At 72.5% G+C, this 18,487-nt stretch carries 15 protein-coding genes; 10 read left to right on the top strand and 5 right to left on the bottom strand.

Translation table 11 applies throughout. The annotated features are described in order from the left end of the window. Positions 1-62 precede the first annotated feature (62 nt). From OHS59_RS05655 to OHS59_RS05675, 5 genes are all read left to right on the top strand, one after another. Entirely contained in the window at positions 63-1,739 is a 1,677-nt protein-coding gene (locus OHS59_RS05655) for an FAD-dependent oxidoreductase (protein WP_328492290.1), read from the top strand. Continuing rightward, entirely contained in the window at positions 1,736-3,244 is a 1,509-nt protein-coding gene (locus OHS59_RS05660; protein WP_328492291.1) for an ATP-binding protein, read from the top strand. Before OHS59_RS05655 ends, OHS59_RS05660 begins: the two co-directional genes overlap by 4 nt. Then, a complete protein-coding gene (locus OHS59_RS05665) occupies positions 3,241-3,597 on the top strand; it encodes a UBP-type zinc finger domain-containing protein (RefSeq protein ID WP_328492292.1) in 357 nt (118 codons plus the stop codon). Before OHS59_RS05660 ends, OHS59_RS05665 begins: the two co-directional genes overlap by 4 nt. An 85-nt stretch (positions 3,598-3,682) precedes the next feature. Next, positions 3,683-6,694: a helix-turn-helix transcriptional regulator gene (locus OHS59_RS05670; protein WP_328492293.1), complete on the top strand. Its 3,012-nt coding sequence runs from the start codon at positions 3,683-3,685 to the stop codon at positions 6,692-6,694. Positions 6,695-6,893: 199 nt separating this feature from the next. Continuing rightward, a complete protein-coding gene (locus OHS59_RS05675) occupies positions 6,894-7,247 on the top strand; it encodes a hypothetical protein (protein WP_328492294.1) in 354 nt (117 codons plus the stop codon). 68 nt (positions 7,248-7,315) lie between these two features. Here the strand turns inward: OHS59_RS05675 and OHS59_RS05680 are convergent, their stop codons facing one another. Beyond that, positions 7,316-7,750 carry a DUF6624 domain-containing protein gene (locus OHS59_RS05680; protein ID WP_328499064.1) on the bottom strand — a complete coding sequence of 145 codons (435 nt, stop codon included), beginning with the start codon at positions 7,748-7,750 and terminating at the stop codon, positions 7,316-7,318. 464 nt (positions 7,751-8,214) lie between these two features. Next, positions 8,215-8,775 carry an ATP-binding protein gene (locus OHS59_RS05685; RefSeq protein ID WP_328492295.1) on the bottom strand — a complete coding sequence of 187 codons (561 nt, stop codon included), beginning with the start codon at positions 8,773-8,775 and terminating at the stop codon, positions 8,215-8,217. A 153-nt stretch (positions 8,776-8,928) separates the two neighbouring features. Here OHS59_RS05685 and OHS59_RS05690 point away from each other — a divergent pair, with 153 nt between their 5' ends. Then, complete coding sequence (locus OHS59_RS05690; RefSeq protein WP_328499065.1) at positions 8,929-9,753, top strand: SDR family NAD(P)-dependent oxidoreductase; 825 nt, start codon at positions 8,929-8,931, stop codon at positions 9,751-9,753. A gap of 74 nt (positions 9,754-9,827) precedes the next feature. Here OHS59_RS05690 and OHS59_RS05695 read toward each other — a convergent pair whose 3' ends face one another. Next, positions 9,828-11,240, bottom strand: a complete 1,413-nt coding sequence (locus tag OHS59_RS05695; RefSeq protein WP_328492296.1) for a hypothetical protein — start codon at positions 11,238-11,240, stop codon at positions 9,828-9,830. Between the two features lie 245 nt (positions 11,241-11,485). Here OHS59_RS05695 and OHS59_RS05700 point away from each other — a divergent pair, with 245 nt between their 5' ends. The 4 genes from OHS59_RS05700 to OHS59_RS05715 all read left to right on the top strand — a co-directional run bounded on the left by OHS59_RS05700 (position 11,486) and on the right by OHS59_RS05715 (position 14,173). Continuing rightward, positions 11,486-12,352: a helix-turn-helix domain-containing protein gene (locus OHS59_RS05700; protein ID WP_328492297.1), complete on the top strand. Its 867-nt coding sequence runs from the start codon at positions 11,486-11,488 to the stop codon at positions 12,350-12,352. Between the two features lie 3 nt (positions 12,353-12,355). Continuing rightward, a complete protein-coding gene (locus OHS59_RS05705; protein WP_328492298.1) occupies positions 12,356-12,601 on the top strand; it encodes a DUF397 domain-containing protein in 246 nt (81 codons plus the stop codon). 195 nt (positions 12,602-12,796) lie between these two features. Then, positions 12,797-13,330, top strand: coding sequence for a hypothetical protein (locus OHS59_RS05710; protein ID WP_328492299.1), 534 nt, complete (start codon positions 12,797-12,799; stop codon positions 13,328-13,330). A 33-nt stretch (positions 13,331-13,363) separates the two neighbouring features. Continuing rightward, positions 13,364-14,173 carry an SAM-dependent methyltransferase gene (locus OHS59_RS05715; protein ID WP_328492300.1) on the top strand — a complete coding sequence of 270 codons (810 nt, stop codon included), beginning with the start codon at positions 13,364-13,366 and terminating at the stop codon, positions 14,171-14,173. 111 nt (positions 14,174-14,284) lie between these two features. Here the strand turns inward: OHS59_RS05715 and OHS59_RS05720 are convergent, their stop codons facing one another. After that, positions 14,285-15,682 (bottom strand): FAD-binding oxidoreductase, encoded by a 1,398-nt coding sequence (locus tag OHS59_RS05720; RefSeq protein ID WP_328492301.1) that lies wholly within the window; start codon positions 15,680-15,682, stop codon positions 14,285-14,287. Positions 15,683-15,847: 165 nt separating this feature from the next. Then, the gene (locus tag OHS59_RS05725; RefSeq protein WP_328492302.1) at positions 15,848-18,448 is read right to left on the bottom strand and encodes an ATP-binding protein; all 2,601 of its coding nucleotides are present in this window, start codon (positions 18,446-18,448) and stop codon (positions 15,848-15,850) included. Positions 18,449-18,487: the final 39 nt, after the last annotated feature.

The following is an 18,487-nucleotide window of genomic DNA, read 5'->3' on the forward strand; positions in this document are numbered from 1 at the left end:
GCAACTGGAAGGGCGTCGCGCGCGGAGGTGCGCCAGGACGCCGACCTCGGGGTGGGAGACGTATGGCACAGGGCACAGACGCAGCACGGACCGTCATCCTGACCGTGGACGACGACCCGGGAGTCTCGCGTGCGGTGGCCCGTGACCTGCGGCGCCGCTACGGCGAGACGTACCGGATCGTGCGCGCGGAGTCCGGGGAGAGCGCGCTCGACGCGCTGCGCGAGCTGAAGCTGCGCGGTGATCTCGTCGCGGTGATCCTGGCGGACTACCGGATGCCGCAGATGAACGGGATCGAGTTCCTGGAGCAGGCCCTCGACGTGTACCCGAGCGCGCGCCGGGTGCTGCTGACGGCGTACGCGGACACGAACGCGGCGATCGACGCGATCAACGTGGTGGATCTGGACCACTACCTCCTCAAGCCCTGGGACCCGCCGGAGGAGAAGCTCTACCCCGTCCTGGACGACCTGCTGGCCGCCTGGCGGACCTCCGACCACCGGGCCGTCCCGATCACGAAGGTCGTCGGTCACCGCTGGTCCGCGCGGTCCTCGGACGTACGGGAGTTCCTGGCCCGCAACCAGGTGCCGTACCGCTGGTACTCGTCGGACGAGCCGGAGGGCAAGCGGCTGCTGGCCTGCGCGGAGCAGGACGGCGAGCGGCTGCCGCTCGTGGTCACCGCGGACGGGGCGGTGCTGGTGGAGCCCGACGATCAGCAGCTGGCCGCCCAGGTGGGCCTCGCCACGACGCCGACCGCCGAGTTCTACGACCTGGTCGTGATCGGCGGCGGCCCGGCCGGGCTCGGCGCGGCGGTGTACGGCGCCTCGGAGGGTCTGCGGACGGTACTCGTCGAGCGTTCCGCGACCGGCGGGCAGGCGGGCCAGAGCTCCCGTATCGAGAACTACCTCGGCTTCCCGGACGGCGTGTCCGGCGGGCAGCTCACCGACCGTGCGCGACGGCAGGCGACGAAGTTCGGCGCCGAGATCCTGACGGCACGCGAGGTGACAGGTCTGGAGGTCACCGGTGCCTCGCGCACCGTGCGCTTCGCGGACGGGTCGGCCATCTCCGCGCACTGCGTGATCCTGGCGACGGGCGTGTCCTACCGGCAGCTGGAGTCGCCGGGTGCCGACGACCTGACCGGGTGCGGGGTCTTCTACGGGTCGGCCCTGACCGAGGCCCCCGCGTGCCAGGGGCAGGACGTGTACATCGTCGGCGGGGCGAACTCCGCCGGACAGGCCGCCATGTATCTCGCCCGGGGTGCCAAGTCGGTCACCCTGCTGGTGCGGGGCTCGTCCCTGGCCGCGTCGATGTCCCACTATCTGATCGAGCAGATCGCGAACGCCCCGAACATCTCGGTGCGCACCGGGACGGTCGTCGACGCGGTGCACGGCTCCGACCACCTGGAACAGCTCACCCTGCGCGATCTGGCGAGCGGTCACACCGAACTCGTCGACGCCCAGTGGATGTTCGTGTTCATCGGCGCCGCGCCGCTCACCGACTGGCTGGACGGCACGGTCCTGCGGGACGAGCGCGGGTTCATCGTCGCCGGGCCCGACCTGGCGGTCGGCGGGGAGTCGCCGCCCGACTGGGAGCTGGACCGGCCGCCGTACCACCTGGAGACCAATGTGCCCGGGGTGTTCGTGGCGGGTGACGCGCGGGCCGAGTCCGCCAAGCGCGTCGCCTCCGCCGTAGGAGAGGGAGCCATGGCCGTGATGCTCGTCCACCGGTACCTGGAGCAGTCATGAGCGGGCGGCCGATGCCGTGCGACATCAAGGAACTCGGCACGCTGTTCCTGTTCGAGAAGCTGGACGCCGAGCAGCTGGGGCGGCTGTGCGCCGAGGGCCGGGTGGAGCTGTTCGAGCCCGGTTACGTCTACGAGGAGGGGGATCCGGCCACGTGCTTCTTCGTCCTCCTGGAGGGCACGCTCGTGATGTCGCGGCGGGTCGGCGGCGACGACGTGGAGATCAACCGCACCTCACAGCGAGGGGTGTACGCGGGCGCCATGCAGGCCTATCTGGCGGCCCCGGACGAGGCGCGCTACAAGGGCTCCCTGCGCGTCACCGAGCCCTCGCGGTTCTTCATCCTGCCCGCCGAGACGTTCTCCGCGGTCCTGCGGGAGTGGTTCCCCATGGCCGTGCACCTGCTGGAAGGGCTGTTCTTCGGCAGCCAGAACACCCAGCGGACCATCGGGCAGCGTGAGCGGCTGCTGGCGCTCGGCTCGCTGTCCGCCGGACTGACGCACGAGCTCAACAACCCGGCCGCGGCGGCGGTGCGGGCCACGTCCGCGCTGCGCGAGCGCGTGGCCGGGATGCGGCACAAGCTCGGCATGATCGCGACGGGCCCGTTCGCGCGCGACGCACTGGGGACACTCGTCGAGATCCAGGAACGTACCGCCGAGCAGGTCGCCAAGGCCACGCCGCTGAGCCCGCTGGAGGCCTCCGACCGGGAGGACGCGCTGGGCGACTGGTTCGACGACCACGGCATCTCGGGCGGCTGGGAACTGGCGCCGACGTTCGTGCAGGCGGGGCTCGACACCGACTGGCTGGACCAGGTGGCGGCGACCGTGGACGAGGGGACCCTCGAAGGCGCGGTCCGGTGGCTCAACTACACGGTGGAGACCGAGTTGTTGATGAACGAGATCGAGGACTCCACGACCCGGGTCTCGAACCTCGTGAACGCGGCCAAGCAGTACTCCCAGCTCGACCGGGCGCCCTATCAGGTCGCCGATGTGCACGAACTGCTCGACAGCACCCTGATGATGCTCGCCGGGAAGATCGGGTCCGGCGTCCGGATCGTCAAGGACTACGACCGCTCGCTGCCCCGGATCCCCGCCTACCCGGGCGAGTTGAACCAGGTGTGGACCAACCTCATCGACAACGCCGCCTCGGCGATGGGCGGCGAGGGCACGCTGACCGTGCGCACCGCGCTCGAACGGGAACAGGTGCTCGTCGAGTTCCGCGACACGGGGCCCGGGGTGCCGGAGGAGATCCGCGGCCGGATCTTCGACCCGTTCTTCACCACGAAGCCCGTGGGCGAGGGCACCGGTCTCGGCCTCGACATCTCCTGGCGCATCGTCGTGAACAAACACCACGGGCATCTGCAGGTGCGCTCCGAGCCCGGCGACACCCGTTTCCAGGTCTTCCTCCCTCTCACCGCGGCGGAATCCGACTCCGAACCCGATTCCCGACCCGACTCCGGACCCGACACGGAATCCTCCACGGGATCCGACAGCCCTCAGGAGGCGTCATGACCACCTCGGACACTGCCGGAATCGACCCGACCGTGCCGCCGAGCGGTACCGGTTGCGTGGAGTGCGAGGCCGCGCAGGGCTGGTGGTTCCATCTGCGGCGCTGCGCCCAGTGCGGTCACGTCGGCTGTTGCGACGACTCCCCCGCCAAGCACGCCACGGCCCACCACCAGAGCACGGGCCATCCCTTCATCCGCAGTTTCGAGCCGGGCGAGGCCTGGTTCTGGAACTTCGAGACGTCCGAGCTGTACGAGTCCGGGCCCGACCTCGCCCCGCCGCTCAGCCACCCGGCCGACCAGCCCGCGCCGGGTCCCGCGGGACGGGTGCCGGCGAACTGGGCGCAGACGCTCCGCTGACCCCGCCCGGTACCGGGCGGCCCGGTACCGGGGCCGGCCACCGACGGCCGGGAAGGCTGTCGGTGCCGCGTGCCAGGATGGATCCGTGTCGACCACCGCAGCCACCACACCGTTCATCGGGCCCTTCATCGGGCGTGAGGACGAACTCGCCCGCCTGACCCTGGTCCTGGACCGGGCCCGGGCGGGTGAGGCGCGGGCCGTGCTGGTCGCCGGGGACGCGGGAGTCGGCAAGACCCGGGTGCTCGCCGAGGCCGCCGGGCACGCCGAAGAGGCGGACACGACGGTGGTCACGGGGCACTGTGTCGACCTCGGTGACGTGGGTCTGCCGTATCTGCCGTTCACCGAGATCCTGGGTGTGCTGGCCGGGGACGAGCGGTTCTCGGGCGCGCTGGCCGCGCATCCCGTGGTCGACCGGCTGATCGGGGGCGGCGACGACGGGGCGCGGGAGGCGGGCGGGCGTCCGCAGCTGTTCGAGGGCATGGCCGCGCTCCTGGCCGAACTGACCGGAATCGCCCCGCTGTTGCTGGTCCTGGAAGACCTGCACTGGGCGGACCAGTCCTCTCGCGACCTGCTGCGCTTCCTGCTCAGCAGGGGCATCCTCAGAGGCGGCGGGAGTTCCGGCGGTTCGCCCGGTCAGCGGCTCGCCGTCTTCGCCTCGTACCGCGCCGACGATCTGCACCGCAGGCATCCCCTGCGGCCCCTGCTCGCCGAGCTGGTGCGGCTGCCCGCCGTCGAGCGGCTGGAGCTGCGGCCGATGCCCGACGGCGAGATGGCCCGCCTCGTCCGTTCCCAGCGGACCGACCCCGTGCCCGACGCCACGATCCGCCGCATCGTCGAGCGCGCCGAGGGAAACGCCTTCTACGCGGAGGAGCTGCTCGCCGCCACCTCGGAATCCGCGCCCGGGGCCGCCTCCGCCGTGCCCAGCGGACTGGCCGACGTCCTGCTGATCCGTTTCGAGCAACTGCCGCCGACCGCGCAGCAGGTGCTGCGCACCGCGGCGGTCGCCGGGCGCCGCGTCGAGCACGATCTGCTGCGCGACACCGTGCAACTGCCCGAGGAGGAGCTGGAGTCGGCGCTGCGCGAAGCCGTCGGACGGCAACTCCTCGTCTCCGGCGGGGACTCGGGCGGGGACAGCACCTACTCCTTCCGGCACGCCCTGATCCGCGAGGCGGTCTACGCCGATCTGCTGCCGGGTGAACGGGTGCGGCTGCACAGGTCGTTCGCCCAGGTGCTGGCCGCGCGGGGCCTGTCGGCCGAGTACGCCGCGGAGCGCGCCCACCACTCGCGCGAGAGCCACGATCTGCCCGACGCGCTGGCGGCCTCGCTGGAGGCCGCCGACCACGCCGCGCGGGTCCGCGCGCCCGCCGAGGAGCTGCGCCACCTGGAGGCCGCCCTCGACCTGTGGTCGGCGGTCCCCGCCGACGCGCGGCCCGACGGCTTCGACACCGTCACCCTGACGCTGCGCGCCTCGGCCGCCGCCGCGCACGCCGGTGAGACCCACCGCGCGGTCTCGCTCACCCGGGCCGCGCTCGCGCGCATGGGCTCGGACGAGGACTCCGAGCTGGCCGCCCGGGTCCGCTACACGCTCGCGGGCAACCTCATGCGGATCGACAGCCTGACGGCCGCGTTCACGTACAGCAGCGAGGCCCTCGCGATGATCCCCGCGGATCCGCCGTCCCGTACCTGGGTCTGGGCCGCGTCCACCCATGTCATGGCGGCGCGGTACGTGGGCGACGACGAGACCGCCCGCCGCGTGGCCCGCCGGGCCCTGGGCATCGCGGAGGAGCTGGACATTCCCGACGCCCGGGCGGACCTGATGATCTCCCTCGTCGGTCTGGAGGGGGCCGGCCGGACCACCCAGGAAGGACGGGCCCGGCTGCGGGAGGCACGAGAGGTGGCCCGGCGCGCGGGGAACACCTCCATCGAGATGCGCGCGCTGTTCAACCTCTCCATCGGCGCGTACGAGTCCGGTGACCTGGACGAGTGCCTGACCTGGCTCTCCGACGGGCTGGACCGCGCGGGCCGGGCCGGACTGCTCGCCTCGCCCTATCCGCTGGAGATGCGCTATCTGCGCTCCCTGGTGCTCTACTCCCTGGGCCAGTGGGACGAGTGCGTCCGCGCCGCGGAGAGCGATGCCGAGCGGCTGCCGGCGGCGGGCGGGTACGCGATCGGCCCGGCGCTGTCCGTGGCCCTGGCACGCGGTGACCTGGGAGTGGCCGACCGGGCCCGGTCGCTCCTCGACGGACCGTTCGACTGGATGGCCACTCTCGTGGCGGGCATCCTCCTGACCGACGCGGCGGTACTGCGCCACGATCCCGAGGGAGCCGTGGAACAGGTCCGTACGACCGTCGCGGCTCTCGTCGACGACTCGTGCACTGCGCCCGACGTGGTGGTGCGGCTCGCGGCGCTCGCCCTGGCCCCGGTCGCGGACGCGGCCGTCACCGCCCGCCTGGCCGGCGACGAGGAAGGCGTGCGCCGCTGGTCGGAGATCGGGACGGAGCTGGTGGGGATGGCCCGGGTCACGGCGGCCGAGGGCGAGGACGGTTCGCCGCAGGGACCCGAGGGACGGGCGTGGCTGGCGCGCGCCGAGGCCGAGTGGTCGCGTGGCGGCGCCGAACCGGACCCGCTGGCCCGGGAAACGACGGAGGCATGGGAGAGGGCGGTCGAGGCGTTCGGCTACGGGGACGTCTACGAGCAGGCCCGCTGCCGGCTCCGGTTCGCGGAGGCCCTGGTGGCGTCGGGACGCCGGGAGGAGGCCGCCGGACAGGCGCGGGCGGCGCGGGACACGGCCGTCCGGCTGGGTGCCGTGCCACTGCGCGAGGACGTGGAGCGGCTGATCCGTCGGGCCCGGCTCGCGGGGACTCCGGCGACGGAGGGCGTCCCCGCGCTGACCGCCCGGGAGAACGACGTCCTGCTGCTCCTCGCGCGTGGCCGCACCAACCGGCAGATCGGCGAGGAACTGTTCATCAGCGGCAAGACGGCGAGCGTGCACGTCTCCAACATCCTCGCGAAGCTGGGCGCCGCGAGCCGTACGGAGGCGGTGGCGATCGCGTACCGGGAGGGGCTGGTGCAGGCGGAGCCGTCCGCTTCCGGCTGACCGGTGAGCGGGCCGGTGCCCGGACCGATGACCGGACCGATGGCCGGACCGGTGGGTCGCCCCGGCCGCGGGGTGCGGGGTGCGCCGGATGGCGGTGTGATGGAGGCGGGCTCACGCGGGGCCCAGTCACCGTTTGTGTGCGGAGCAACCGGTTACACGAGCAGGTGGCGCGCATTCTCACAAGCAAAGGTGGCTGTTCATGACGTCCGGCACGCATCTCGCACTGACGCTCACTCTCACCGGCGGCACGGCCGCCGACGCGCGGGCCGTCGTCCACTCGCTCGAACCCGCCTTCGGATCGCCGGACACCATGCCCAGCGACTCGGACGCCACCGTCTACACGGCGACCTTCGACAACAACCCGCCGGCCGACGGCGGCGGGAAGCCGTCCGACTCCGCCGAGCTCTCCACGTCCGTCACCGTCACCCTGCAGGGCAGCCCGGAGGCGGTGCGCAAGGCCGACGAGTCCATCTCGGCGGCCTTCAACGTCCACGAGGAGGGTGCGGCCTCGGGCGACCAGGAGCAGGAGCGGGAGCTGCGTCTCGAACCGTAGGCCGCCGCCGCAGAGCCCGTACGTGCCGGTGGCCCGCGGCGCCGTCTCACCCGTCGGGCCCAACGGTCTCACCCGCTGAGGCGCAGAGTCCGCATCTGTTCGTCGAGGGGCGCGAGACCGACATCGCGACGCCGCTCGTCGACCGTCTCCGGCCTGCGGACCGGGTACGGGTGGAAGGTCGTGGGGTCGATACGGGTCCCGTAGAACTGCGGCTGGCCCAGTTCCACGGCGCAGTGGTCGGCGATGTACGCGTGATGCGGCGCCGGACAGCGTCCGTCCGCGACGGCCTGGGCTATCAGGTCGCGGCACGTGAGCTGGAAGTCGAGATCCGGGGCGTGCAGCAGGATCATCAGGGCCGCCGTCGAGGCGGGCGCGCCGACCAGGTCGGCGGTCGGCCAGGCATGGCGCCGGACGATCGTCCTGAGCGCCTCGGCGTTGCCCTCGCGGCACTTCGCGAGGCGGTGCCGCGCGGTCGGCGTGGGACTGCGGTGCGCCTCCCCCATCGCCCGGTGGTCCTCCTCCACCCGGCGGACCAGTTCGCGGGCGAGGGCCGCCGCGAGCGCCGGAAGCACGGCCGGGTGGCTCTCCCGCACTTCGTCGTGGGCGAGCCCCGTACGGTTCTGGCCGGTCGTCGCGTCGGACGCGTATCCCCTGTGCATCTCCCCCACCCCGCTGTGGGCCTCTTCCGCCCCGTACGGCGAATCCGTCCCGTACGCCTCGCCCGTCCCGCGCGCCGAATCCGTCCCGTGCGCCGCGCCAGTCCCGGACGCCGAATCCGTCCCGCACGGCGAATCGGCCCCGGACGGCGAATCCGTCCCGCACGGCGAGTGGCCGGCCCGGTCTCCGGGAGCCGTGTCGCCCGCGCGCGCCGTGGCCGTGCGCCGGTCCTGATCGACGCGCGCGAGGCCCGCGCCCCCGTCCCCTCGCGGCGCAGCGGACGCGAGGCGGGACGGGATGCGGGGACCGGTCATGGCACCTGCCGAATGTGCAACGAGAACCACACCCGCTTTCCGGTCTCACCGGGCTCGGCGGGTGCGATGCCCCAGTCGTCCGTCAGCGCGGCCACGATGGCGAGCCCGCGCCCCGACTCGTCGGAGATGCCCGCCGTGCGGTGGTACGGCAGATCGGTCGAGCGGTCGGCGACCGTGACACGTACCTCGTGGTCGCTGCACTCGACCATGACCGTGACCGTGTCGCCGCGGTGCGGACTGCCGTGTCTGACGGCGTTGGCGAACAACTCGTCCGTGGCGAGCACGGCGTTGTCCAGCAGGTCGGCGGGGAGCTGACGGCCCGACAGCTCTTCGACGACCATGCGGCGCACGCCGGAGGCGCGTGACGGCTGCGCGGCCACCACCGCGCGAAGCCCGCGCGGCGGATTCACCACGGCGGGGCGGCCCGGGGCCGCGGGGGCGACGGCCACGGTCCGGACGCTCTCGCCGATTCGCGTCCCGGCGGTGGGCGCGTCGAGGTCCGCGTCGTGCGGCAGTGAGGGTGACGGCCGGTGGTGGTGCGCACGGGATGCCGTCATCGTGCCTCCTTCGTCTGCAGCACGGGTGGGGGAGGTTCCGGTGGCTGCCCGTGCAGCCAACCCTCCGGACGGGTGGGGCGACCAGGGGGTGAAGGGGTTGTCCGGTTGCAGCCGCGTAGTGACGCGGCGGGTATGTTCGATCAGGTGACTGAAGTGAGTGAAGGCCGGGCCCTCGACCACGCGCAGGGTGTCCTCGGCCGGCCCGGTGTGAGCGGCAAGCGCGTCCTGGTCACCGGCGGCACACGCGGACTCGGCGAGCAGATCGTGCGCCTGCTGGCAGGCGCAGGCGCCCAGGTGGCGACGTGCGCGCGCACCGCGGGGGATCTTGAGTCGCTGCGGAGATCGCTGGCCGCCCGGAACCCCGGACAGCTGTTCACGCAGGCTCTGGACGTCACCGAACCCGAGCGTCTGGAAAGCTTCGTCGCCGCCTCGGCGAAACGTTTCAGCGGCCTCGACGGGGTGGTGGCGTCGGTCGGTGGTTCTCGCGGGCGAAGCCTCGAGCTGGCGGACGCCGAGGACTGGGCCGCGACCTGGGAGCTGAACGTGGGACACACCGCGCGGCTGGTACGGGCCGCAGTCCCGCATCTGCGGGCGGCCGGCGGCGGCTCGGTGGTGGTCATCTCGTCGATCTCCGGCTGGAAGCCGGGCCCCAACGCGCAGTACGGCAGCGCGAAGTCCGCCCAGATCCATCTGGCCGCCTCGCTGGCCCGCGAACTCGGTCCCGACGGGATCCGCGTGAACGCCGTCTCGCCGGGTTCGATGCTCATTCCGGGCCGCCGCTGGGACCGGATGCGCTCGGAGGACCCCGAGGCCTTCGCCGCCTTCGCGCGGGCGGAGCTGCCGGGCGGCGGGCCGGTCGCGCCGCACGAGGTGGCGCGGGTGGTGGCGTTCCTGCTGTCCGACTGGTCGAGCGGGATCTCCGGGGCCAACCTGCCCGTGGACCGCGCCCAGAACGCGCCTTCCCCGGACGGCTACTGAGCCGACACGAGAGTGCGGGGGCGGGGCGACCAGGCCCGCCGGGCCTGGGGCGGTGGCGGCCGGGCCGGCCTTCGTCATGCCGCCGCCCCCAGCACGGGGCGGGACTTGTACTCGAACTCCTGGACCAGCGGCTCATGGCGGCTGGGGGCCAGCCGGTCACGGAAGTCACGCAGCGCCTGGATGGACCGCTCGCTGTGCACCGACGCGAGCGTGCCCAGGGCTTCGGTCGCGCTGCCGATGGCCTCGTCGAGCCGGTTCTGCTGCAACTGCGCGGTCGCCAGCACGGAACGGCTGATGGCCTGTCGCCTGCGCCGCTCCGCGTTCGCGGCGACCGACTCCTCCGCCGTGCGCTCCGCCTGCGCGGCCAGGCCGAGATCCCTGAAGCACAGAGCGGATTCGGCCTGCAGATAGTGGTGGTCGAGGAACCGGACCCAGACGGACTCCTGCGCCGCTCCCCGGCTCGTGTCCAGCTGCCGCTCCGCCAGACGCAGGGCCTCGGTCGTCTCACCCGCGCGGTTCTGTGCCGCGTGGCCGCGCGCCGCCATGGCGTACAGCCGCATCAGGCCGAGCGGGCTGCCCGAGTCCTTCGCGGTGGCGATGCCCGCCCTGGCCAGCGCCACCCCCTCGTCCGGGCGGCCGAGGCTGGTGGCCAGATGGGAGAGGCCGGCCAGGATCTGCCCGCCCAGCACCCGGTCCCGGCCCTCCGCGCAGAGCCGCAGCGCCTGGGTCATGTAGCGCTGCGCCAGCCCGTACTCCCCCGCGTCGTACGAACTCCAGCCCGCCATCGCGGCGAGCCGGGCCGCGGCGGCGAACAGCAGTCGCTGCCGGTGCGGGGGTGTGCCACGGCGCTGCAGCATGGGGACGACCTCCGTGCACAGGTAGTGCACGATGCTGGTGCGCACTCCGCCGCCGCCGAAGTGGTTGTCCATCTGGTCGAACATGCCGATCATGGCGTGCACCTGCTCGACCGGGCCGCCGTCGGTCACCGGGCCGAGACGGGCGGCCTCCGGGGTCTCGACCAGCCAGAGCAGCCACTCCCGCTGAGGGCCCATCAGGGCGCCCGCGACGAAGGGGACCGTACCGAGGAGGCTACGGCGGGAGATGTCCGTGGAACCGAGTTCGGCCAGGGTGTGCAAGGTGTCCGCCAGGTCCTCGCGGTAGACGAGTGCCCTGCCCGCCACCGGACGCTGCTGCTCGGGCAGGAAACCGAGGTCCGTGGGCGAGACGGGCAGGCCGAGTCGCTCGGACAGGACGGCGGCGATCAACTCCGGTGTGCCCGCCCGCGGTTGCTGTCCGTTCAGCCAGCGGGTGACCGACGCCTTGTCGTAGTTGGAGGCCGTGCCCTGCCGGCGCCCCAGTTCGTTGACGCGAAGGGCGAGCGAGGCGTACGAGCAACCGGCGTCCCTGATGGCCACCGCCAGCGCCTTGTTGGCCCCGGCGGGGTTTCTGCCCGGGTTCCTCGGTTGTCCGTCGCTCACGGTGGCCATCCAGGTCTCGCATCTTGCCGCTTACGGGCTCACCCGACCCGTCGGCGTCAAGTGCGCGGCGGCCGAGCGCTGTTGTGCGCCGTAGCCGCCGGACTGTGCGACAGGTCACTCGGTCCCTATGATTGCGTACACACTCAACTCGCAACAAGCGTTCTGATAATTTCAGAACGATCCGCACGGCTCTGTCTGTGTCAGCCCCGGCGTGGCACACTGCTGGCTGTGACGGCCGTTCCGGGAGGTAGGACGTGAGCGACAACCGCTCCGGCGGCAGCGCGCCGACCGTCCTGCGGATGGTCCTCGGAAAGCGGCTGCGGCACCTGCGGGAGCAGGCCGGGATCTCCTTCGAGGAGGCCGCCCGGGCCATCGAGGTCACGCCTTTGACGGTCCGCCGGATAGAGAAGGCCGAGGTCGGCCTCCGTATCCCCTACGTGCGGGAGCTGCTGCACACCTACGGTGTCCCGTCGTCGGAGGTGGACGACTTCCTCTCGATGGCCAGGGAGGCCAACCGGCCCGGGTGGTGGTACTCCTACCGCGACGTGCTGCCGGACTGGTTCAGCGCGTACGTCAGCCTGGAGAGCGAAGCCAGCGTCATACGTCTCTACGAACCCCACTACGTGCCGGGCCTGTTGCAGACGCACGACTACGCGGCCGCGCTGATGCACGTCGGCTTCCCCAACGCGACCAAGGAGGACATCGCCCGCCGCGTCGACCTGCGGCTGCGGCGCCAGGACCTGCTCGCCAAGTCCGACGCCCCGGCCGTCTGGGCCGTCCTCGACGAGACCGTGCTGCGCCGCCCGGTGGGCGGGGCCGAGGTGATGCGGTCCCAGATCGACCGCCTGGACGAGGCCCTGGACATGCCGAAGGTCCGGATCCAGATACTGCGCTTCTCGGTGGGCGCGCACCCCGGCGCGTTCGGCCCCTTCCACTACTTCCGCTTCGGTTTCTCAGAACTTCCCGACGTCGTCTACACCGAAAGCCTCGTCGGCTCGGTCTATGTCGACCAGTCCGCCGACGTCGTGACGTACCTCGAAGTGCTGGACCGGATGTCCGTGCAGGCGGAGCCGGTCGCCCGGACCAGGAGCATCCTGGGTGAACTGCGTAAGGAGTTGTGAGCCATGACGTCCATGGACCCCATCTACAGCGGCATGCCCGCCGTCGAGCTGGGCACCGAGGGCTGGCACAAGCCCTGGAGCGGTACCAACGGCGGCAGTTGCGTCGAGGCGAAGCGGCTCCCCGACGGGAGCGTGGCCTTGCGCCAGTCCAGGGATCCGGACGGGCCCGCGCTCGTCTACACCCGGGACGAGATGATCTCGTTCCTGGAGGGCGCGAAGTCCGGCCAGGCCGACTTCCTCGTCGCCTGAGCCTCAACGCCCCCTCCGGCCCCTCCGGCCCCGTGTCAGGGGCTCCCGCTCGGACGCCCCCACCAGGGGGCGCGCCGGTTCGCCCGCACAAGCGTCCACCACTACGGCCGCACAACCGGACAACCCGCACGCGCACTCCCGCCGTGCGGGCCACCCGGCCAGACTGAGGAAGTCCGCCGTCCTGGAGGGAGTGGTATGCGCACACTCCATGAGGCCGTCGCCCAGTGCCGGACACTGGTCGTCGAGGGCCCCGACGACATCAGCAGGGCCGGGCTCCTCGCCGAGCTGGCCCGTGGCGGCTTCATGATCCGGCGCTCCCGGGGACACCTGCACCACTTGGACCCGACCCGTCCGTACCGCGAACTCCTGGCCGCTCCGGGCCTGTTGGCCGTCGACGGCGGCATCATCCACGAACTGGTCTACGGGCCACTGCGCCGCGGGCACTCCCGGGTGACCTGGATCCAGGCCCTCGACTTCGCGGAGTCCGTGGCCGAACGGGACGGCGCCCTGCTCCACCTGACGGACTCGGGCCGTCCGACGGCCCCGGCACCCCTGGCGGACACAGAGAGCGCCGAGGCGGCCGACGCCTACGCCCGCGCGTTCCGCACCCTCGCCCAGCACGTACCCGTCGTCACCCTCGACACCGGCGGACCCGGCCCGCCCATCCGCGCACCCGACGCCACTGCCTGTCAACCGAGCCGATACAGACGGAAGTTGACGGTACGTTAGTGACAGACCGGTGACGTACGGCAGGAGATCCCCATGGCAGAAGGCCAGCACACTCCCGACCAGGACGCCTTGTCCAAGATCGACACCACGGTGCCGCACTCGGCCCGCATCTGGAACTACTGGATGGGCGGCAAGGACAACTACGAGGTCGACCGGGAGGCGGGGGACGCCTATCGCCGGATCGCCCCGAACATCGAGACGATGGCCCGCGCCTCCCGCGGCTATCTGATCCGCACCGTGACGTTCGTCGCCGGTGAGCTGGGCATTCGCCAGTTCCTGGACATCGGCACCGGCCTGCCCACGTACGACAACACCCACCAGGTCGCCCAGCGCGTGGCGCCCGAGGCCCGGATCGTCTACGTGGACAACGACCCGCTCGTGCTGAGGCACGCCCAGGCGCTGCTCACCAGCACACCCGAGGGTGTCACCGACTACATCGACTCGGATCTGCACGAGCCCGACAGGATCATCGAGGCCGCGAGCAAGATCCTCGACTTCGACAAGCCCGTCGCGCTGATGCTGATGGGCATCCTGGGCCACATCCAGGACTACGACGAGGCCAGGTCGATAGCGCGCCGCCTCCAGGCCGCCCTGCCGTCGGGCAGCTACTTCGTGCACTACGACAGCACCGACACCGACGCCGAACTGAAGCGGGCGCAGGAGGGTTACGACGACACCGGCGCCGTCCCGTACGTGCTGCGCAGCCCGCGGCAGGTCGCCGCGTACTACGAGGGCCTGGAGCTGCTGGAGCCCGGCATCGTCTCCTGTCCGCTGTGGCGTCCCGAGCCGGGCCCCGATCCGCAGCCGACGGACGTGTACGGAGGCGTCGCCCGCAAGCCCTGACACCCCCCGTCGGTGTCAGGGCCCGTCTGCGGGCGGCCGGTCCGGCCCCCGGTCCGGTCGGTCCGGCCGATGGGTCCCGTGCGGCCGGACCGGTCACGTTCGACCGGCGGATCAGTCGCGTGCCGCCGGCTGGATGTTCTGGTTCAGCCGGAACAGGTTGCCCGGGTCGTAGTCGGCCTTGATCCGGGCCAGGCGTGCGTAGTTGTCGCGGTAGCTCGCGCGGACCCGCTCCTGCCCCTCGTCCATCATCATGTTCACGTAGGCGCCGCCCGCCGAGTACGGGTGCAGTGCCTCGAAGTAGTCGACGGTCCACTGCCTGATGAGGTCGGCGTTCGCCGGGTCGGGGTCCACCCCCGCGTACACCGAGGCCCAGCGCGCGTCCCGGTAGCTCCAGGCGGTGTCCGTCGGTGCGAGGTCGTGGACGGCGCCGTCGATCGGGTACAGGTGGAACGTCGACTTCAGGGTCGGCAGTTCGGCACCGAACTTGGCGTGCTGCTCGATCGCGTCACCGGGGATCTCGTTGACGAAGTCGGCGCGCCAGTACCACTGGTCGCCGGGCGGGTAGAGCCCGTCGAATGCCGACTGGATCGCGGGGTGCGGCATCGGCGCGGGCCCGTGCAGCAGCGGTTCGGGAAGCGCGTCGAGCAGCGGCGCCATCAGGCGGGCCGCCGCGTCCGCGTCGTCCCCGGTGTAGCACCACACGACACCGCAGGCCTTGCGGCCCTGGATCTCCTCGGGGAAGGGCGGGGCCGGCGGGACAGCGCCGAACAGGAAGAAGCCGTTGAGTTCACGGGGTGCGTGAGGGATGAAGTCCCGGTAGGCGGTGAGGACTTCGGCCGCCAGCTCGACGGGCCAGAAGGTGGGTCCCGCGACGACCGTGCTCACCTCGTGCAGCCGGAACCGGAACGAGGTGACGACTCCGAAGTTGCCTCCACCGCCGCGGATCGCCCAGTACAGGTCGGCGTTCTCGTCGGCGCTCGCGCGTACCTGCGTGCCGTCGGCCAGTACGAGTTCGGCCTCCAGGAGGTTGTCGATGGTCAGCCCGCACTTGCGGCTGAGATGGCCGAGGCCGCCGCCGAGGGTGAGTCCGCCGACTCCGGTGGTGGAGATGATGCCGCTCGGTGTGGCCAGCCCGTGCGCGTTGGTGGCGCGGTCCACCTCGCCCCAGACGCAGCCCGCGCCGGCGCGGACCGTCCTGGCCCCGGGATCGACCTCGATGTCCTTGAGCGGGGACAGGTCGACGACCACGCCGTCGTCGCATGTCCCCAGCCCCGCCCCGTGGTGCCCGCCGCCGCGGACGGCGAGCGGCAGGTCGTGACCGCGGGCGAAGCCGATGACGCCTGCCACGTCCTCGGCGCTGGTGCAGCGTGCCACCAGGGCGGGCCGCCGGTCGATCATCGCGTTGTAGACGGCGCGGGCCTCCTGGTAACCGGAGTCGTCCGGGCCGGTCAACTGCCCTTCGAACTGCGTGAGTTCTTGGCGGGCGGCTTGTGCGGGCGTGACGGACATGGCATCCCCCGATCCGGGGCCCCGTCGTCCGGGCCCCTCCGATGGGCCTGTTCTAGTCCGGCGGCCCGGGCTCGGACATCCGTCCCCACCACTCAGCTCGGCGTCCTCGCCTACCTATGTCTACCTGTGCCTGCCTCGGTCCGCCTGCATCCAACGTACCTCCACCTACGACTCACGGCTCGGCAGGATTCCGAGCTCCGTGGCACGGCCGGCGGCCTCGCGCCGGGTGCGGGCACCGAGCTTCTCCAGCACGGCGGCCACGTGGTTGTCGACGGTACGGACCGAGACGACGAGCCGCCCGGCGATCTCCGGGTTGGTGAGGCCCTGGGCCACCAGTCGCATGACCTGGAGCTGGCGCACGGTGAGGCCGGCGGGATTCTCCCGGGTGGCGGCGAGCGGCCCGCGCGGGATGCGGCGTACGCCGAGGTGTCGCAGCTCGGCGCGGACCAGACGGGCCAGGGGTTCGGCGCCGAGCGCGTCCAGCGTCGCGAGGGCGGCGAGCTTGTCGTCCGGGTCCGGGCTCTCGGCGAGGGCGGCGGCATGCTCGTACGGGCAGCCGGCCGCGTGCCACGCCCGGGCCGCCTCCCGCCGGCGGCCGGCGGTCTGGAGGGCGTACGGGTGGTCCGAGCCGTCCGCCGGTACGGGGTGCCCGGCCCTGGTGAGCCAGTGGCCGAGTTCGGCGCGGTGCGGGACGGCGTTCAGTCGGCGGGCCTGCTCGAAGGTGTCGCTGACCAGTTCGGCCACCGCCTGGTGATCGCCACGGAGCCAGGCGGCCTCGGCCCGGGCCGCGGCGACCGGTCCGGTGCGCTGCAGTTCACGGGTGCGTACGGCGATCTCCCAGGCCTCGTCGAGCAGTTCGTCGCCGCCGTCCCGGCCGCGCCGGATCCGGACCCGGGCGAGGACGGTCAGGGCCGGGCAGCGCGCGGGGACGAAGTCGTGGGCGCCGATCTCGGCGTGCCGCTCCGCCGCGTCCCAGGCGCCCGCGGCGAACTTCCGCAGCGCCATGGCCACGTGGAGGTAGCTGAGGAACCCGACGTGCTCCGCCCGGTCGGCCAGCTCCATACCGGGAGCGAGGAAACGGTCGGCCTCGGTGTGTTCGAGGCGTTCGAGCAGTGTCCAGATGAGGTTGGCGTACGAACGGCAGGCGTGCTCGACCTCCCCGGCGGCCAGCGCGACCCTCAGGCTCTCCTCCAACTGGGCGCGGCCCAGCAGGTCTCCGGCGCGCCAGCGGGCGGTGCCGACGTTGTTGAGGGCGTGCGCGAGGATCGCGTCGTCACCCGTACGGCGGGCCAGGGTGATGGCACGTTCGCCGAAGTCGATGGCCTGGGCGGTGCGTTCGGACAGCATGTGGAGCTGGGAGGTGTTGCTGAGCGCGAGCGCGAGGAGCCGCTCGTCGCCCGCCTCCTCCAGGACGGCGATGGCCTCCCGGGCGGCGCGCTGGGCGTCGTCGGCGTTCCCCGCCCACCAGTGGATGCGGGAGAGCCAGCGAAGGTCGGCGCCGAGTGCCTTGGTGTCGCCGAGGAACCTGCGCAGCGCGACCGCGTCCCGTTCGGCGTCCACGGCGGCCGCGGAATCGGCGATGGTGTAGCTCTCGATGGCGAACCGCTCCAGCAGATCGGCGAGTTCGGCCGCCTCGAAGCGGTCTCGCTGCCGCAGGACCAGCCGCAGGTGGGCCGCGGCCTCCCGGTGCGAGCCCGCGCCGGCGGCGTCCCGGGCGGCATCGGGCCCGTAGCGTGCGATCGCCTCCTGGTCACCGGCCTGTGCCGCGTGGTGGACGACACGGGCCGGGTCGGAGCCCGGTTTCTCGACGAGTGCGGCGAGGACCTGCCGGTTGAGTGCGATACGGCGTGCGGCGGGCAGCGAGTCGGCGACGGCCCGGCGGATCAACTCATGGCGGAATCCGGCCCGTTCGGGTGTCACGGTCAGCAGGCCGCGCTGTTCGGCGACCGCCAGCTCGGCCACACCGTCCGTCAGCAGCGCGTCCACGAGGGGGCGTTCGACCGCGGAGGGCACCACGGCGAGCTGTTCCAGGGCGTCCCGGGTGCGGTCGTCCAGGTCGCGCAGCCGGGCGAGGACCGCGTCGACCACTGTGGGCGGTACGGCTCCGGTGCCGCCGGCCGCCACCACCTCGGCGACGAAGAACGGGTTGCCCGAGGTGACCGCGTACACCTCCGCCGGGTCCAGACCGCTCACCGCGCTGAGCGTGTGCACGGCGCTCCGGGAGAGCCGGGACAGGGGCAGGCGGTGCACGCGTTCGGCTCGGGACACCTGGCCGAGGAGGTGGTGCAGGGGGTGGCGGCGGTCCAGTTCGTCGTCGCGGTAGGTCAGGACCAGTACGGCCGGCAGACGTTCGACCCGGTGCACCAGGAACCGCAGCGCGTCGAGCGAGGCCTCGTCGGCCCAGTGCACGTCCTCGACGACGAGGACGGCCGGGTGCGGGGCCGCGGTGAGTTCCGCCCGCAGCGCGTCGTACACCCGGGGCCGGTCGCCGCCCGCCGTGAGCGCCCGCGCCAGTTCCGCGCCGACGCCGCCGACGAGATCGCGGAATGGGCCGAGCGGCCGGCGCGTCGCGAGGTCGTCGCACTCCCCCACCAGGACGCGCGACGTGGCGGGCAGCACCCCCGGCATGGCCTTCACCAGGCTGGACTTGCCGATGCCCGCCTCCCCGTGGACGAGCGCGACGGAGCCGGCTCCGTCGGCCGCGTCCCTGGCTGCCGAGGCCAGCCGGTCCAGCTCGTGGTCTCGTTCGAGGATCCCCCAATCCACGGCGCCATGCTGGCACATGCACGCCTCTTGAAGCCCCAC

This window comes from Streptomyces sp. NBC_00414, assembly GCF_036038375.1.
Lineage (GTDB): Bacteria > Actinomycetota > Actinomycetes > Streptomycetales > Streptomycetaceae > Streptomyces.

What these genes read in the sequence shown, in the direction of transcription:
- OHS59_RS05655 (WP_328492290.1), top strand. Translation starts at nt 63, where the DNA reads ATGGCACAGGGCACAGACGCAGCACGGACCGTCATCCTGACCGTGGAC.
- OHS59_RS05660 (WP_328492291.1), top strand. Translation starts at nt 1,736, where the DNA reads ATGAGCGGGCGGCCGATGCCGTGCGACATCAAGGAACTCGGCACGCTG.
- OHS59_RS05665 (WP_328492292.1), top strand. Translation starts at nt 3,241, where the DNA reads ATGACCACCTCGGACACTGCCGGAATCGACCCGACCGTGCCGCCGAGC.
- OHS59_RS05675 (WP_328492294.1), top strand. Translation starts at nt 6,894, where the DNA reads ATGACGTCCGGCACGCATCTCGCACTGACGCTCACTCTCACCGGCGGC.
- OHS59_RS05680 (WP_328499064.1), bottom strand. Translation starts at nt 7,750, where the DNA reads ATGGGGGAGGCGCACCGCAGTCCCACGCCGACCGCGCGGCACCGCCTC.
- OHS59_RS05685 (WP_328492295.1), bottom strand. Translation starts at nt 8,775, where the DNA reads ATGACGGCATCCCGTGCGCACCACCACCGGCCGTCACCCTCACTGCCG.
- OHS59_RS05695 (WP_328492296.1), bottom strand. Translation starts at nt 11,240, where the DNA reads ATGGCCACCGTGAGCGACGGACAACCGAGGAACCCGGGCAGAAACCCC.
- OHS59_RS05705 (WP_328492298.1), top strand. Translation starts at nt 12,356, where the DNA reads ATGACGTCCATGGACCCCATCTACAGCGGCATGCCCGCCGTCGAGCTG.
- OHS59_RS05710 (WP_328492299.1), top strand. Translation starts at nt 12,797, where the DNA reads ATGCGCACACTCCATGAGGCCGTCGCCCAGTGCCGGACACTGGTCGTC.
- OHS59_RS05715 (WP_328492300.1), top strand. Translation starts at nt 13,364, where the DNA reads ATGGCAGAAGGCCAGCACACTCCCGACCAGGACGCCTTGTCCAAGATC.
- OHS59_RS05720 (WP_328492301.1), bottom strand. Translation starts at nt 15,682, where the DNA reads ATGTCCGTCACGCCCGCACAAGCCGCCCGCCAAGAACTCACGCAGTTC.